This window comes from Xanthomonas campestris pv. badrii (assembly GCF_012848175.1).
GTDB lineage: Bacteria > Pseudomonadota > Gammaproteobacteria > Xanthomonadales > Xanthomonadaceae > Xanthomonas > Xanthomonas campestris_C.
The window spans coordinates 2218540-2233134 of sequence record NZ_CP051651.1 but is presented as its reverse complement, the minus strand read 5'-3'; the positions used below and the strand labels follow the sequence as shown (position 1 = coordinate 2233134).

The following is a 14595-nucleotide window of genomic DNA, read 5'->3' as shown; positions in this document are numbered from 1 at the left end:
GCCGGATGAGGGCGAGGTTGTGGTACTGCCCCCATCCGCCCTTCGGGCACCTTCCCCCGCAGGCGGGGGAAGGGCTGCACGAACTTAGAAGCACTATTTCCATGGGGCGACACGCCAAACGCTGTTCGACGCAACCAGACGCGATCAATGACGACACTGCTCGACAATACGCTGACCCACCTGGAAACGCTGGTGTCCTTCGATACCCGCAATCGGCCGCGTGCCACGGGGTGGCTTGATGCTGCACGCCTGCGCGCAGATTGCTTCTCCCGCGTGCGGGCGAAGGTGGCGCGTAGCGCCCGATGAGGGCGAGGCTGTGGCGCTGCCCCCATCCGCCCTTCGGGCACCTTCCCCCGCAGGCGGGGGAAGGGCTGCACGAACTTAGAAGCACTATTTCCATGGGGCGACACGCCAAACGCTGTTCGACGCAACCAGACGCGATCAATGACGACACTGCTCGACAATACGCTGACCCACCTGGAAACGCTGGTGGCCTTCGATACCCGCAACCCGCCGCGTGCCATGGGGTGGCTTGATGCTGCACGCCTGCGCGCAGATTTCTTCTCCCGCGTGCGGGAGAAGGTGGCGCGTAGCGCCGGATGAGGGCGAGGCTGTGCTACTGCCCCCATCCGCCCTTCGGGCACCTTCCCCCGCAGGCGGGGGAAGGACTGCATGAACGTAGAAGCACCATGTCCATCCAGGGAGGCGCCACCACGCCGCCCGACGCAACCAGACGCGATCAATGACGACACTGCTCGACAATACGCTGACCCACCTGGAAACGCTGGTGGCCTTCGATACCCGCAACCCGCCGCGTGCCATGGGGTGGCTTGATGCTGCACGCCTGCGCGCAGATTTCTTCTCCCGCGTGCGGGAGAAGGTGGCGCGTAGCGCCGGATGAGGGCGAGGCTGTGGCGCTGCCCCCATCCGCCCTTCGGGCACCTTCCCCCGCAGGCGGGAGAAGGACTGCATGAACGTAGAAGCACCATGTCCATCCAGGGAGGCGCCACCACGCCGCCCGACGCAACCAGACGCGATCAATGACGACACTGCTCGACAATACGCTGACCCACCTGGAAACGCTGGTGTCCTTCGATACCCGCAATCGGCCGCGTGCCACGGGGTGGCTTGATGCTGCACGCCTGCGCGCAGATTTCTTCTCCCGCGTGCGGGAGAAGGTGGCGCGTAGCGCCGGATGAGGGCGAGGCTGTGGCGCTGCCCCCAGCTGCCCCCATCCGCCCTTCGGGCACCTTCCCCCGCAGGCGGGGGAAGGACTGCATGAACGTAGAAGCACCATGTCCATCCAGGGAGGCGCCACCACGCCGCCCGACGCAACCAGACGCGATCAATGACGACACTGCTCGACAATACGCTGACCCACCTGGAAACGCTGGTGGCCTTCGATACCCGCAACCCGCCGCGTGCGATCGCCGCCGAAGGTGGCATCTTCGATTACCTGCGCGCGCAGTTGCCTGGTTTCCAGGTCGAGGTGATCGACCACGGTGCCGGGGCGGTGAGCCTGTATGCGGTCCGTGGAACTCCAAAGTATCTGTTCAACGTACACCTGGACACGGTGCCGGATTCGCCGCATTGGAGCGCCGATCCGCACGTGATGCGTCGGCTCGACGACCGCGTGGTCGGCCTGGGCGTGTGCGACATCAAAGGCGCGGCTGCGGCGTTGATCGCCGCAGCCAATGCCGGCGATGGCGATGCCGCCTTCCTGTTTTCGTCCGATGAGGAAGCCAACGATCCGCGCTGTATCGCTGCATTCCTGGCCGCCCATCCCGCGGTCCCGGGTCCCGGGTCCCGGGTCCCGGCATATGAAGCGGTGCTGGTGGCCGAGCCGACCATGAGCGAGGCGGTGCTGGCGCATCGCGGCATCAGCTCGGTGCTGATGCGTTTTGCCGGCCGCGCAGGGCATGCGTCGGGCAAGCAGGACCCTTCAGCGAGCGCGCTGCATCAGGCGATGCGCTGGGGTGGCAAGGCGCTGGATCATGTCCAGGCGCTGGCGCATGCACGCTTCGGCGGCCTGACCGGCCTGCGCTTCAACATCGGCCGCGTCGATGGCGGCATCAAGGCCAACATGATCGCGCCGGCGGCCGAGCTGCGCTTCGGGTTTCGACCGCTGCCGTCGATGGATGTGGATGGCCTGCTGGCGACCTTCGCCGGTTTTGCCGATCCTGCGGCAGCGCATTTCGAAGAGACCTTTCGCGGCCCGAGCCTGCCGTCCGGCGACATTGCGCGTGCCGAAGAACGCCGCCTGGCCGCGCGCGATGTGGCCGACGCGCTGGATCTGCCGATCGGCAACGCCGTGGATTTCTGGACCGAGGCCTCGCTGTTCTCGGCCGGCGGCTATACGGCGCTGGTCTACGGCCCGGGCGACATCGCCCAGGCGCACACCGCCGATGAGTTCGTGACGCTGGAACAGCTGCAGCGTTACACCGAATCGGTCCATCGCATCATCAACGGTTCCCGCTAAACCACCCCTTGCGCCTGGCGCTTCCTTCCTCTTTCGATCACGGCAATGTCCCTCCCAGCACAGCCCCACAAACAGACCCGCCAGACCATCGTGCGCCTGCTTTCGAGCATGGCCAGCGCGAAGGAAATCAGCCAGTACCTCAAGCGGTTTTCGCAGCTCGACGCCAAACGCTTTGCGGTGGTCAAGGTCGGCGGCGCGGTGTTGCGCGACGATCTGGAGGCACTGACCTCGTCGCTGTCGTTCCTGCAGGAAGTGGGGCTGACCCCGATCGTGCTGCACGGCGCGGGCCCGCAGCTGGACGCCGAACTGTCGGCTGCCGGCATCGAAAAGCAGACCGTCAACGGCTTGCGGGTGACCTCGCCCGAAGCGCTGGCGATCGTGCGCAAGGTGTTCCAGGCATCCAACCTCAAGCTGGTGGAGGCGCTGCAGCAGAACGGCGCGCGCGCCACCTCCATCACCGGCGGCGTGTTCGAAGCGCAGTACCTGGACCGCGACACCTATGGCCTGGTCGGTGAGGTCAAGGCGGTGAATCTGGCACCGATCGAAGCCAGCCTGCAGGCCGGCTCGATCCCGGTGATCACCAGCCTGGGCGAAACGCCCAGCGGGCAGATCCTCAACGTCAACGCAGACTTTGCCGCCAACGAGCTGGTGCAGGAGCTGCAGCCGTACAAGATCATCTTCCTCACCGGCACCGGCGGGCTGCTGGATGCCGATGGCAAGCTGATCGATTCGATCAACCTGTCCACCGAGTACGACCACCTGATGCAGCAGCCGTGGATCAACGGCGGCATGCGGGTGAAGATCGAACAGATCAAGGACCTGCTCGACCGGCTGCCGCTGGAGTCGTCGGTGTCGATCACCCGGCCGGCGGATCTGGCCAAGGAACTGTTCACCCACAAGGGCTCCGGCACGCTGGTCCGGCGGGGCGAGCGCGTGCTGCGCGCCACGTCCTGGGACGAACTGGATCTGCCGCGGCTCAGATCGCTGATCGAATCCAGCTTCGGCCGCACCCTGGTGCCGGACTATTTTTCCAACACCACGCTACTGCGTGCCTACGTCAGCGAGAACTATCGCGCGGCGGTGATCCTCACCGACGAAGGTGAGTTCGGGGAGCGCCGGCTGACCTATCTGGACAAGTTCGCCGTGCTCGACGATGCGCAGGGCGAAGGTCTGGGGCGTGCGGTGTGGAACGTGATGCGCGAACAAACCCCGCAACTGTTCTGGCGCTCGCGGCACAACAACCAGGTCAACATCTTCTACTACGCCGAATCCGACGGCTGCATCAAGCAGGAAAAGTGGAAGGTGTTCTGGTACGGGCTGGAGAGTTTCGCGCAGATCCAGCACTGCGTGGCGCATTGCGCCACCCGTCAGCCGACCTTGCTGGGCTGAGTGCGATGACCTGGAGCCAATTGCCCTTGCTGTGGCGCGAGCTGCCCACCCTGCGCGGGCAGCATGCGACGCTGGAGCCCTTGCAGGCCGCGCACGTCGACGGCCTGCGTGTCGCGCTGGAAGACGGTGCGTTGTCGCGGCTGTGGTACACCGGGGTGCCGGCACCGGCGCAGCTGGACGACTACCTGGCCGCCGCGTTGGCGGCGCAGGCCGAAGGCAGGATGCTGCCCTTCGTGGTGCGCAATGCGGCAGGCGAGATCGTCGGCTGCACCCGCTACTACGGGCTGGATACGGCGGTGCCGCGGCTGTCGATCGGCTACACCTGGTACGCCCCGCGTGTGCAGCGCAGCGGCGTCAACACCGAAACCAAGCTGATGCTGCTGCAGCATGCCTTCGAAACGCTGGAGTGCCTGAGCGTGGTGTTCGAAACCAGCTGGTTCAACCATCCCTCGCGCGCGGCCATTGCGCGGCTTGGTGCAAAGCAGGACGGGGTGCTGCGCAATCACACTCGCCACGCCGACGGCACGCCGCGCGATACCGTGGTGTTCTCCATCATCGATACGGAATGGGCCGCGGTCAAACGCCACCTGCAGTTCCGCCTGGAAGCAAACGCATGAGTGTTCAAGCAACCACCACCATCGGCATTGTCGGCGCCCGCGGGCATACCGGTTCGGAATTGATCACGCTGGTGGCGGCGCATCCGCATCTACAGCTGGTCTTCGTGTCCTCGCGCGAACTGGCCGGGCAGGCGGTGGCCGACCACAACGACGGCTATCGCGGCGATCTGCGGTTCGAAAGTCTGGACGCCGACGCGGTGGCCGCCAAGGCGGCCGACGTGGTGATTCTGGCACTGCCCAATGGCAAGGCCGAACCGTTCGTGGCCGCGATCGATGCGGCCAGGCCGCAGACGCTGCTGATCGATCTGTCCGCCGACTATCGCTTCGATCCGGCCTGGTATTACGGCTTGCCCGAACTCACCCGTACGCGGTATGCCGGGCAACGGCGCATCAGCAACCCGGGGTGCTATGCCACTGCCATGCAGTTGGTGATCGCACCGCTGCTGGATCAGCTGGCCGGCCCGCCGCAGTGCTTCGGCGTGTCCGGGTATTCCGGCGCCGGCACCACGCCCTCGGACAAGAACAACCCCGAGCTGCTCGCCGACAACCTGATGCCGTATGCGCTGACCAACCACATGCACGAGCGCGAAGTGGCCGCGCAGCTCGGCGTGCCGGTGGAATTCATGCCGCATGTGGCGCCGCATTTCCGTGGTATCACCATGACCGTCAATGCCTGGCTGCAGCAGCCGCTGACGCGCGAGCAGCTGCAGGCGCGCTACGCGCAGCGCTACGCCGATGAGCCGCTGATCGAGCTGGTGGACGAAGCGCCCTGGGTCAGCCGCATCGCCGGCCGGCACGGCGTGCAGATCGGTGGCATCACCCTGGCGCCCGGCAACAAGCGGGTGGTGGTGGTGGCGACGCTGGACAACCTGCTCAAGGGCGCGGCGACGCAGGCAATGCAGAATCTCAACCTGGCGTATGGCTGGGACGAATTGACCTCGATTCCAGTGTGATGTTCGGGACCGGGGACCGGGGACCGGGGACCGGGGAGAGCAAGGGCAGAAGCTCCTGCTTTCCCGGGTCCCCGGTCCCGGGTCCCCGGTCCCGCAAAAAGGACCCCCAATGACCAATCTGTTGTGGCAAAAACCCGGTGTGGCGGTGGACGCCAAGATCCAGGCCTTCCTGGCCGGCGACGACGTGATCCTGGATCGCGAGTTCTTCCTGTACGACATCGCTGCCAGCACGGCGCATGCGCAAGGCCTGCAGCACATCGGCATCCTTGGCGCCGACGAGCTGGCCGGTCTAAAGCGCGAGCTGGAGGTGTTGGCCGACGATTTCCGCAGCGGTGCCTTCGTGCTGGACGAGCAGTACGAAGATTGCCATTCGGCCATCGAGGCACGCCTGACCGAGCGCCTGGGCGATGCCGGCCGCAAGATCCATACCGGGCGCAGCCGCAACGACCAGATCCTGGTGGCCACGCGGTTGTGGTTGAAGGACAAGTTGCAGCGCGTGGCCGAGCTCAGTGGCGAGATTGCGAAGGTGGCGCTGGACCGTGCCCAGGCCGAGGCGGCGTTGCCGGTGCCCGGTTACACGCACATCCAGCGGGCGGTGGTGTCTTCGGCGGGGATGTGGTGGGCCGGCTGGGCCGAGGCCTTCATCGACAACGCGGCGCGCGCCAACGCCACCTTGCAGCTGGTGGACAGCAATCCGCTCGGTACCGCGGCCGGTTACGGCGTCAATCTGCCGCTAGACCGCGCGCACACCACGGCGGCGTTGGGCTTCGCGCGGCTGCAGGTCTCGCCGATCTATGCGCAGCTCTCGCGGGGCAAGTACGAGCTGGCCGCGCTCGAGGCGCTTGGCAGCGCAACGCTGGATCTGCGGCGCATCGCCTGGGACCTTTCGTTGTTCACCAGCGGCGAGTTCGCCTTCGTTGCATTGCCGGCGCAGTACACCACCGGCAGTTCGATCATGCCCAACAAGCGCAACCCCGATGTCATCGAATTGATGCGCGCCACCCACGCCAGCGTGGCGGCGGCACGTACCGAGATCGAACAACTGCTGTCGCTGCCGTCCGGTTATCACCGCGATCTGCAGAGCAGCAAGGGCGCCATCGTGCACGGTTTCGGCCGCGGCCTGGCCGCGCTGGAACTGCTGCCGGCGCTGCTGGCAAACCTGGAATGGCGCCCGGACAAGCTGCAGGCAGCGATCGATTCCGGCATGTACGCCACCGATGTGGCGGTGGAAGCCGCCGTGGCCGGGGTGCCGTTCCGCGATGCCTACAAGGCGGCCGCCGAAGCCTCGGACACTGCAGGGCAGGGGCGCACGCCGGAAGGTAGCCTGGCGGCGCGCGTTTCGCCCGGTGCGGCGGCGGACCTGCAGCTGGATGTGTTGCGGGCCCGCTGGCAGGCGCTTCGATGAGCGCATGGATCGCTGCTGACGTTGAGGAATTCGTGCAATGACCACGCTCTATCTGGTCCTGGCCATGCGCCTTCCCAGCTTCGACGATGCCGCCATCCAACCGCATCGCGACTTCCTCGATGCACTGCGCGCACAGGGCAGGCTGCATCTCACCGGCGGGTTCACCGATGGCAGCGGCGGTGCCTATGTGCTGTGCAACGTGGACAGCCTGGCGCAGGCGCAAGCCATCGTTGCCAGCGATCCATTGGCGACCCTGCAGGCCTCGGAGCTGAGCGTGTACGAATGGACCATTCGCTAAAGGCCACGCCCATGACCCTGCCGGCTGCGGATGCTGTGTCCCCGTTTATCGAGCAAGCGCTGCCGCCATGGCGACGTGCAGTGCTCAAGGTCGGCAGCAGCCTGCTCGCCGCCGATGGCGGCGGCCTGTCGCCGCGCTTTGCGCTGGGGCTGGCGCAGTTCGTCTCGGCCAATCTGGCCGCCGGGCGCGAACTGGTGATCGTGTCTTCCGGCGCGGTGGCCGCCGGCCGCGCCATCCTGCCGAAGGCCGCCGAGATCGGTGCCCCGATCGCCGCACGGCAGGCGTTGGCCGCGCTCGGGCAGGCGCAACTGATCGCACTGTGGCAGCGTTTTTTCGAGCGCCCGGTGGCGCAGGTCTTGCTCACCCACGACGACCTGCGCAACCGCCGCCGCTACCTCAATGCGCGCGCCACCCTGGGCGAGCTGCTGCGGTTGGGCGCGTTGCCGGTGATCAACGAGAACGACACCGTGTCGGTGGACGAGCTCAAGCTGGGCGATAACGACAACCTGGCCGCGATCGTCGCTGCGCTGGTCGATGCCGATGCCTTGTTCATCGCGACCGACATCGATGGGCTGTACAGCGCCGACCCGCGTAGCAACCCGCTGGCGCGCGCGCTCGACGAAGTGCCCGACCTCACGCCCGAGGTATTGGCGATGGCCGGCGGCAGTGGCAGCAGCGTGGGCACCGGCGGCATGCGCACCAAGCTGGAGGCCGCCGCCAAGGCCGGCGCGGCCGGTATCGAAACCTATCTGTTCAATGGACGCAGTGGCGAGGTGGTGCGCGCCCTGGCACAGGATCGCCTGCGCGGCACCCGCATCCACGCCGCGCGCACGCGCATCGCCGCACGCAAGTACTGGCTGCGGCACGCACCGGTGGAAGCCGGCGCGATCCTGATCGATGCGGGTGCGGCCACCGCACTCAGCGACAAGGGCGCCTCGCTGCTGCCGGGCGGCGTGGCCGGTGCGCAAGGCGATTTCCGTCGCGGCGACATGGTGGAGATCCGCCTGCGCGATGCCGGCGGGGAACGCTGTCTGGCGCGCGGGGTCAGCCAGTACTCGGCGCTGGACATCCGTCGCATCGCCGGCCGCCATTCGCGCGAGATTGAGAACGTTCTGGGCTATAGCTACGGCGAGAACGTGGTGCACCGCGATGACTTGGTGCTGTTGTAGCCGGGATTGAGGATTGGGGATTGGGGATTTGCAAACGCATGCGCGTCGCGTTTCTCGAACATTGCCTCCGTGTCCCAGCCAATGATTCCGTTATGGTGATAGAGCGGTGTTGTCCGCTTTTGCCAATCCCCACTCCCGAATCCCAAATCCCGGCCCCCCAATGACCATCAAATCCCTCGCCCTGCAATGCCGTGATGCCGCACAGGTGCTTTCGCAACTTTCCGCGCAGGCCAAGCAGGATCTGCTCGAGGCGATGGCTGCCGCGCTGGAAACCGATGCGGCATCGATCCTTGCCGCAAACGCGCGCGATCTCGAGGCCGCCCGCGCCAAGGGCACCGGCTCGGCCATGCTCGATCGGCTGGCGCTGGACGACACCCGCCTGGCCGGCATCGCTGCCGCGCTGCGTGAGGTGGCGCAACTGCCCGATCCGGTCGGCCAGGTCACCCGCGACGACATCCGCCCCAACGGCATCCGCGTGCAGAAGGTGCGCGTGCCGCTGGGCGTGATCGCGATGATCTACGAAGCGCGCCCCAATGTGACTGCCGATGCGGCGGCGCTGTGCATCAAGGCCGGCAACGGCGTGATCCTGCGGGGTGGTTCGGAAGCGATCCATTCCAACACCGCGATCGCACAGGCCTTGCAGCGTGCGTTGCGCGCGGCCGATGTCCCCGAAGCGGCCTTGACGCTGGTGCAGGATCTGCGCCGCGAGACCATGCTGGAGCTGCTGCAGCTGACCGACATCGTCGACCTGGCGATCCCGCGCGGCGGCGAGGGCCTGATCCGCTTCGTTGCCGAACACGCGCGCGTGCCGGTGATCAAGCACTACAAGGGCGTCTGTCATCTGTTCGTGGACGCCTCGGCCGACCTGGAGCTGGCGGTGCGCCTGCTGGTCGATGGCAAGGCAAGCCGCCCGTCGGCCTGCAACGCGCTGGAAACCCTGCTGGTGCACGCAGAGATCGCCGAGCGCTTCCTGCCTGCCGCCGCCTCCGCGTTGCGCGCGCGCAACGTCGAGCTGCGTGGCGATGCAGCAACACGCGCAGTGCTGCCGGAGATTGCGCTCGCCACCGAAGACGATTACGCCGCCGAATTTCTGGACCTGATCCTGGCCATCCGCGTGGTGCCGGACCTGGACACGGCGCTGGCGCACATCCGCCAGCACGGCTCGGACCACACCGAAGTCATCGCCACCCAGGACGCCGCCAACGCCAACCGGTTCGTACAGTCGCTGCGCTCGGCCGTGGTGATGGTCAATGCCTCCTCGCGGTTTTCCGATGGTGGTGAACTCGGCCTGGGCGCGGAGATCGGCATTTCCACCACGCGCCTGCATTCGTATGGGCCGATGGGCCTGGAGGCACTCACCGTGGAGCGTTTCGTGGTGCGTGGCGAGGGGCAGGTGCGGCACTGACGCCGTCAGCGGCGTCGGCGCAGCCGGGCCGTCAGCCGGAGCGTCAAGGCAATCAGGCCGCTGCACGCCGCAACCACGACCTTTGACACTCCCCCGGCAGCCCGGCCGCTGCCACAGTCGGCAGTTGCCCCCGTGCTATCCGGAGTTTGTCGATGCGCCGTCTTGCCGCCTGCCTGCTCGCCACTGCCATTGCCGCCGCCACCGGCGACGCGCTGGCGCAAACCTCGGCGATGACGCCGGACATCACCGGCAAGCCCTTCGTGGCGCCCGACGCGGGCAACGACTACATCAAGCGCGAGGTGATGATCCCGATGCGCGATGGGGTGAAGCTGCATACCGTGATCGTGCTGCCCAAGGGCGCACGCCATGCACCGATGGTGTTGACGCGCACGCCCTACGACGCCAGTGGCCGTAGCGAGCGCCTGGCCTCGCCGCATATGAAGGACCTGCTGCCGCCCGGCGACGACGTCTTCGTTGAAGGCGGCTACATCCGCGTGTTCCAGGACGTGCGCGGCAAGTACGGCTCCGAGGGCGATTACGTGATGACCCGCCCGCTGCGTGGCGCGCTCAATCCCAGCGAGGTGGACCATGCCACCGATGCCTGGGACACCATCGACTGGCTGGTCAAGAACGTTGCCGAATCCAACGGCAAAGTCGGCATGATCGGCTCGTCCTACGAAGGCTTCACCGTGGTGATGGCGCTGACCAACCCGCATCCGGCGTTGAAGGTGGCGGCGCCGGAAAGCCCGATGATCGATGGCTGGATGGGCGACGACTGGTTCAACTACGGCGCCTTCCGCCAGGTCAACTTCGACTACTTCACCGGCCAGCTCAGCAAGCGTGGCAAGGGGGCCGCCATTGCGCGGCAAGGCCATGACGACTACAGCAACTTCCTGCGTGCCGGCTCGGCCGGCGACTTCGCCAAGGCCGCCGGCCTGGAGCAGTTGCCGTGGTGGCACAAGCTCACCGAACACGCCGCCTACGATGCGTTCTGGCAGGAGCAGGCGCTGGACAAGGTGATGGCGCGCACGCCGCTGAAGGTGCCCACGATGTGGCTGCAGGGGCTGTGGGACCAGGAAGACATGTGGGGCGCGATCCACAGCTATGCGGCGATGGAGCCGCGCGACAAAGGCAACACGCTCAACTATCTGGTGATGGGCCCGTGGCGGCATAGCCAGGTGAACTACGATGGCAGCTCCCTGGGCGCGTTGAACTTCGAGGGCGACACCGCGCGTCAGTTTCGCCGCGATGTCTTGCGCCCGTTCTTCGACCAATACCTGGTCGATGGCGCGCCCAAGGCGAGCACGCCGCCGGTGTTCATCTACGACACCGGCGAGAACCGCTGGGATCGCCTGCAGTCCTGGCCGCGCAGTTGCGCCAAGGGCTGTGCGTCGGCGAGCAAGCCGCTGTATCTGCAGGCCGGCGGCACGCTGTCGTTCCAGTCGCCGGCTGCTGGCAAGGCTGATTACGAACAATACGTTTCTGATCCGGCCAAGCCGGTGCCGTTCGTACCGCGCCCGGTGGATTTTGGCGACCGCAGCATGTGGACCACCTGGCTGGTGCACGACCAGCGGTTCGTGGACGGGCGCCCGGATGTGCTGACCTTCGTCACCGAGCCGCTGACCGCGCCGCTGCAGATTGCCGGCGCGCCGCAGGTGCATCTGCAGGCCTCCACCAGCGGCAGCGACAGCGACTGGGTGGTCAAGCTGATCGATGTGTACCCGGATGAGATGGCGTCCAGCCCGAAGATGGGCGGCTATGAACTGCCGGTGTCGCTGGCGATCTTCCGCGGGCGGTATCGCGAGAGTTTCAGTGCGCCCAAGCCGCTGGCGGCCAATCAACCGCTGGCGTTCGAGTTCGGCCTGCCCACCGCCAACCACACCTTCCAGCCCGGCCACCGGGTGATGGTGCAGGTGCAATCCAGCCTGTTTCCGCTCTACGACCGCAACCCGCAGACCTACGTGCCTAACATCTTCTTCGCCAAGCCGGGCGACTACCAGAAGGCCACCCAGCGCATCTACGTGACGCCCGAGCAGCCCAGCTACATCACTCTGCCGGTGCGCTGACCGCACGGGCGCCGCGTGCCGGCGGCGCCCAGCTGTCTTCCAGCAACCGTGGGCGGCAGGCTACCCAGGCCGCCACCAGCTGGATCAGGATGCAGATCACCAGGAACACGAACGGCGCCGTCCAGCCGCCGCGGTGCGCATGCAGCCAGCCGAACAGGAACGGCCCCAGGCAGCTCATCGCATACCCCATGCCTTGCGAGAACCCGGACAGTGCGGCCGAGCCGGCGGCGGTGCGGCTGCGTTGGTTCACCAGCACCAGTGCCAGCGGGAAGGTACTCGGCCCCAGCCCAAGCAGGGTGACCCACAGCACCGGTGCCGCCAGCGGTGCCCACCACAAACCTGCGAATGCGAGCAGATGGCAGGCCGCGCACGCCAGCACGATCGGGAACGGGTTGCGCATGCGCACCGCCAGCGCCGGCATGGTCAACGCGCCGGCCATGCCCAGGGCCGAAAACAGCGCAACCATGGTGCCGCCGAACGCGGGCGAGGCACCGGCCTCGCGCAGCAGCGTGGGCAGCCAGGTGAACATCGAATAGGTCACCAGCGAGGTCATGCCGAAGGTCACCGCCATGCTCCAGCCCAGTGCGGTGCGTGCGACCCGGCCTTCGGCTTCGGGGGTCGGGGTGACCGGCGCCGGGCCGGTGGCACGTAGGCGCCCCGAGCGGGTGTGCACCAGCGCCCAGGCGGCCAGCGCCAGCAACGCCGGCAACACCCACACCACCATCGAGCTGCGCCAGCCCAACGCATCGGCCACCGGGACCGCCAGCAACGCCGGCAGCAGGGTGCCCACCTGCAACACGGTGATGTAGAGCGTGCTGACCCGGCCCACGCGTTCGCCGAAATAGCGCTTCACCAGCGGCGGCAGCACCACATTGCCCATGCCCATGCCGGCCAGCGCCACCAGCGAGCCTGACAGCAGTCCACCGGTGCCCGGCAGCAGCGGGCGCAGCACCAGCCCGGCCGTGGCCAAGGCCATCGACAGCAACGCGGTACGCAATAGTCCGAGGCGGCGCAGGACCGCAGGCGTGGCGCCGCCGGTCACGGCAAACGCAGCAGTGGGCAACATGCCCAGCGCGCCCATGGTCGGCGCACCGAAGGCGTACTCATCGGCGATGCGTTCCAGCAGCGGCGTCAGCGAGGTCACCGCGGTGCGCAGGTTGAATGCAGAAAGCAGGATGGCAGCCAGCACCAGGCCGCGACCACGCAACTGGGCGGACGGTGAGAAGGTGGCAGTGACAACAGACATGCAAGGACCATCCGCACCGTACACATCCGTGCAGCGGCGCCTGAAAGCACAAAACCGGCACGAGGCCGGTTTTGTGTTTTGAAACTGGTCGGGGAGACAGGATTCGAACCTGCGACCTCTACGTCCCGAACGTAGCGCTCTACCAGACTGAGCTACACCCCGAAGGAGCCGCGTATGTTACACAGCGAATGCGGAATCGACAAGCATCTGCTGCAACTATTTTTCAAAGCGGCGGTTGGCTGCGCTTTGGCTCGCGTGCCTCGAACCACATGCCGTTGAGCACGGCGGCCAGTGCAGCCAGGCCGGTGCCGAGAATCCAGGCGAAATACCACATCGGTGTGCTCCTTGAAGTCGATGAAAGCGGGATGGCGGGCCGCCGCGGCAATGCACGCGCAGTGCCGCAGCGGCGCGACTCAGTACGCGTTGGGATTGGCCGACAGTTCGTCGGCAGTGACCTTGCCGCGCAGCACGCGGTACACCCATGCGGTATAGGCCAGGATGATCGGCATGAACACGGTAGTGGCCAGCAGCATGATCCACAGCGTGAGCCGGCTGCTGGAGGCATCCCACAGCGTCAGGCTCGCGCTGGGCACGGTGGAGGAGGGCAGCAGGAACGGGAACAGCGCAAAGCCCACGGTGAAGATGATGCCGACGATGGCGCTGCCGGAGGCGATGAACGCCAGGCCGCCGCGGCGGGCGCGCAACAACAGCGCGCTCATTGCCAGGCCGAGCAGGCCCAGCAGTGGCGCCAGCACTGTCGCCGGCATGCTGCTGTAGTTGTGCAGCCAGCCACCGGCGGCGGTGAGTGCGGCGGTCTTGGCCAGCGGATTGGTCTGCGCATCGGTTGCCAGCACCGATGTCACTGCATAACCGGGCAAGCCAAGCGCCACCCAGGCCCCGGCTGCGGCGAACAGCAGCGCCGCACACACTGCCGCGCTGCTGCCCAGGCGCGCGGCCCGGTCGGCCACCGGGCCATCGGTCTTGAGCACCAGCATCGCCGCACCGTGGGCCAGCAGCATCGCCACGCTGAGCAGGCCGGCCAACAGTGCGAATGGTGTCAACAGCCCGAACAGATTGCCGGTGTAGAACGTGCGCATGCTGTCGTCGAAATGGAACGGCACGCCCAGCAGCACGTTGCCCACTGCCACGCCCATGATCAGCGCGGGAATGAAGCCGCCGACGAACAGAGCCCAGTCCCAGCTGTCGCGCCACCGTTGATCGGCCAGCTTGCCGCGGAACTTGAAGCCCACCGGGCGCAGGATCAACGCGAACAGGATCACGAACATCGCCAGGTAGAAGCCGGAAAAACTCACCGCATACAGCGGCGGGAATGCGGCGAAGATCGCGCCGCCGCCCAGGATCAGCCACACCTGGCTGCCCTCCCAGACCGGTCCGACGGTATTGATCACCAGCCGGCGCTGCGCATCGTCCCTGGCAACGAACGGCAGCAGTGCGCCAACGCCGAGGTCGAAGCCGCCCATCACCGCATAGCCGGACAGCAGCATGCCCAGCAGCACCCACCAGATCACGCGCAGGGTGGCGTAGTCGAGTAAAACGAAATCCATGAT

The 14595-nt window shown here is 66.8% G+C and carries 16 protein-coding genes and 1 tRNA gene; 13 read left to right on the top strand and 4 right to left on the bottom strand.

Annotated elements, in window-relative coordinates; genetic code table 11:
- Positions 1–147: 147 nt before the first annotated feature.
- The 13 genes from HG421_RS09445 (at position 148) to HG421_RS09385 (ending at position 11781) form a co-directional block, all read left to right on the top strand.
- On the top strand, positions 148–306 hold the full coding sequence (locus tag HG421_RS09445; protein ID WP_169706171.1) for a hypothetical protein: 159 nt from the start codon (positions 148–150) through the stop codon (positions 304–306).
- A 138-nt stretch (positions 307–444) separates the two neighbouring features.
- On the top strand, positions 445–603 hold the full coding sequence (locus HG421_RS09440; protein ID WP_168968108.1) for a hypothetical protein: 159 nt from the start codon (positions 445–447) through the stop codon (positions 601–603).
- A gap of 139 nt (positions 604–742) precedes the next feature.
- A complete protein-coding gene (locus tag HG421_RS09435) occupies positions 743–901 on the top strand; it encodes a hypothetical protein (protein ID WP_168968108.1) in 159 nt (52 codons plus the stop codon).
- 139 nt (positions 902–1040) lie between these two features.
- On the top strand, positions 1041–1199 hold the full coding sequence (locus HG421_RS09430) for a hypothetical protein (protein WP_169706170.1): 159 nt from the start codon (positions 1041–1043) through the stop codon (positions 1197–1199).
- A gap of 149 nt (positions 1200–1348) precedes the next feature.
- Positions 1349–2479: an acetylornithine deacetylase gene (locus HG421_RS09425; RefSeq protein ID WP_169706169.1), complete on the top strand. Its 1131-nt coding sequence runs from the start codon at positions 1349–1351 to the stop codon at positions 2477–2479.
- Between the two features lie 45 nt (positions 2480–2524).
- Complete coding sequence (locus HG421_RS09420) at positions 2525–3868, top strand: acetylglutamate kinase (protein WP_169706168.1); 1344 nt, start codon at positions 2525–2527, stop codon at positions 3866–3868.
- A 5-nt stretch (positions 3869–3873) separates the two neighbouring features.
- Positions 3874–4485: a GNAT family N-acetyltransferase gene (locus HG421_RS09415; RefSeq protein WP_169706167.1), complete on the top strand. Its 612-nt coding sequence runs from the start codon at positions 3874–3876 to the stop codon at positions 4483–4485.
- Entirely contained in the window at positions 4482–5438 is a 957-nt protein-coding gene (gene argC, locus HG421_RS09410; RefSeq protein WP_169706166.1) for an N-acetyl-gamma-glutamyl-phosphate reductase, read from the top strand. Before HG421_RS09415 ends, argC begins: the two co-directional genes overlap by 4 nt.
- Positions 5439–5547: 109 nt before the next feature.
- Positions 5548–6843 (top strand): argininosuccinate lyase, encoded by a 1296-nt coding sequence (locus HG421_RS09405; RefSeq protein ID WP_169706165.1) that lies wholly within the window; start codon positions 5548–5550, stop codon positions 6841–6843.
- Between the two features lie 37 nt (positions 6844–6880).
- Complete coding sequence (locus HG421_RS09400) at positions 6881–7141, top strand: YciI family protein (protein ID WP_169706164.1); 261 nt, start codon at positions 6881–6883, stop codon at positions 7139–7141.
- 11 nt (positions 7142–7152) lie between these two features.
- A complete protein-coding gene (gene proB / locus HG421_RS09395; protein WP_169708144.1) occupies positions 7153–8310 on the top strand; it encodes a glutamate 5-kinase in 1158 nt (385 codons plus the stop codon).
- A 160-nt stretch (positions 8311–8470) separates the two neighbouring features.
- Positions 8471–9715: a glutamate-5-semialdehyde dehydrogenase gene (locus HG421_RS09390; protein ID WP_169706163.1), complete on the top strand. Its 1245-nt coding sequence runs from the start codon at positions 8471–8473 to the stop codon at positions 9713–9715.
- A gap of 152 nt (positions 9716–9867) precedes the next feature.
- Entirely contained in the window at positions 9868–11781 is a 1914-nt protein-coding gene (locus HG421_RS09385; protein ID WP_169706162.1) for a CocE/NonD family hydrolase, read from the top strand.
- Here the strand turns inward: HG421_RS09385 and HG421_RS09380 are convergent.
- The 4 genes from HG421_RS09380 to cydB all read right to left on the bottom strand — a co-directional run bounded on the left by HG421_RS09380 (position 11762) and on the right by cydB (position 14592).
- Positions 11762–13027 (bottom strand): CynX/NimT family MFS transporter, encoded by a 1266-nt coding sequence (locus HG421_RS09380; protein ID WP_169706161.1) that lies wholly within the window; start codon positions 13025–13027, stop codon positions 11762–11764. The genes HG421_RS09385 and HG421_RS09380 overlap by 20 nt on opposite strands.
- Positions 13028–13112: 85 nt before the next feature.
- Positions 13113–13189, bottom strand: a tRNA-Pro gene (locus HG421_RS09375).
- 61 nt (positions 13190–13250) lie between these two features.
- A complete protein-coding gene (cydX, locus tag HG421_RS09370) occupies positions 13251–13361 on the bottom strand; it encodes a cytochrome bd-I oxidase subunit CydX (protein WP_169706160.1) in 111 nt (36 codons plus the stop codon).
- A 79-nt stretch (positions 13362–13440) separates the two neighbouring features.
- Positions 13441–14592 (bottom strand): cytochrome d ubiquinol oxidase subunit II, encoded by a 1152-nt coding sequence (gene cydB / locus HG421_RS09365; protein WP_169706159.1) that lies wholly within the window; start codon positions 14590–14592, stop codon positions 13441–13443.
- Positions 14593–14595 lie beyond the last annotated feature (3 nt).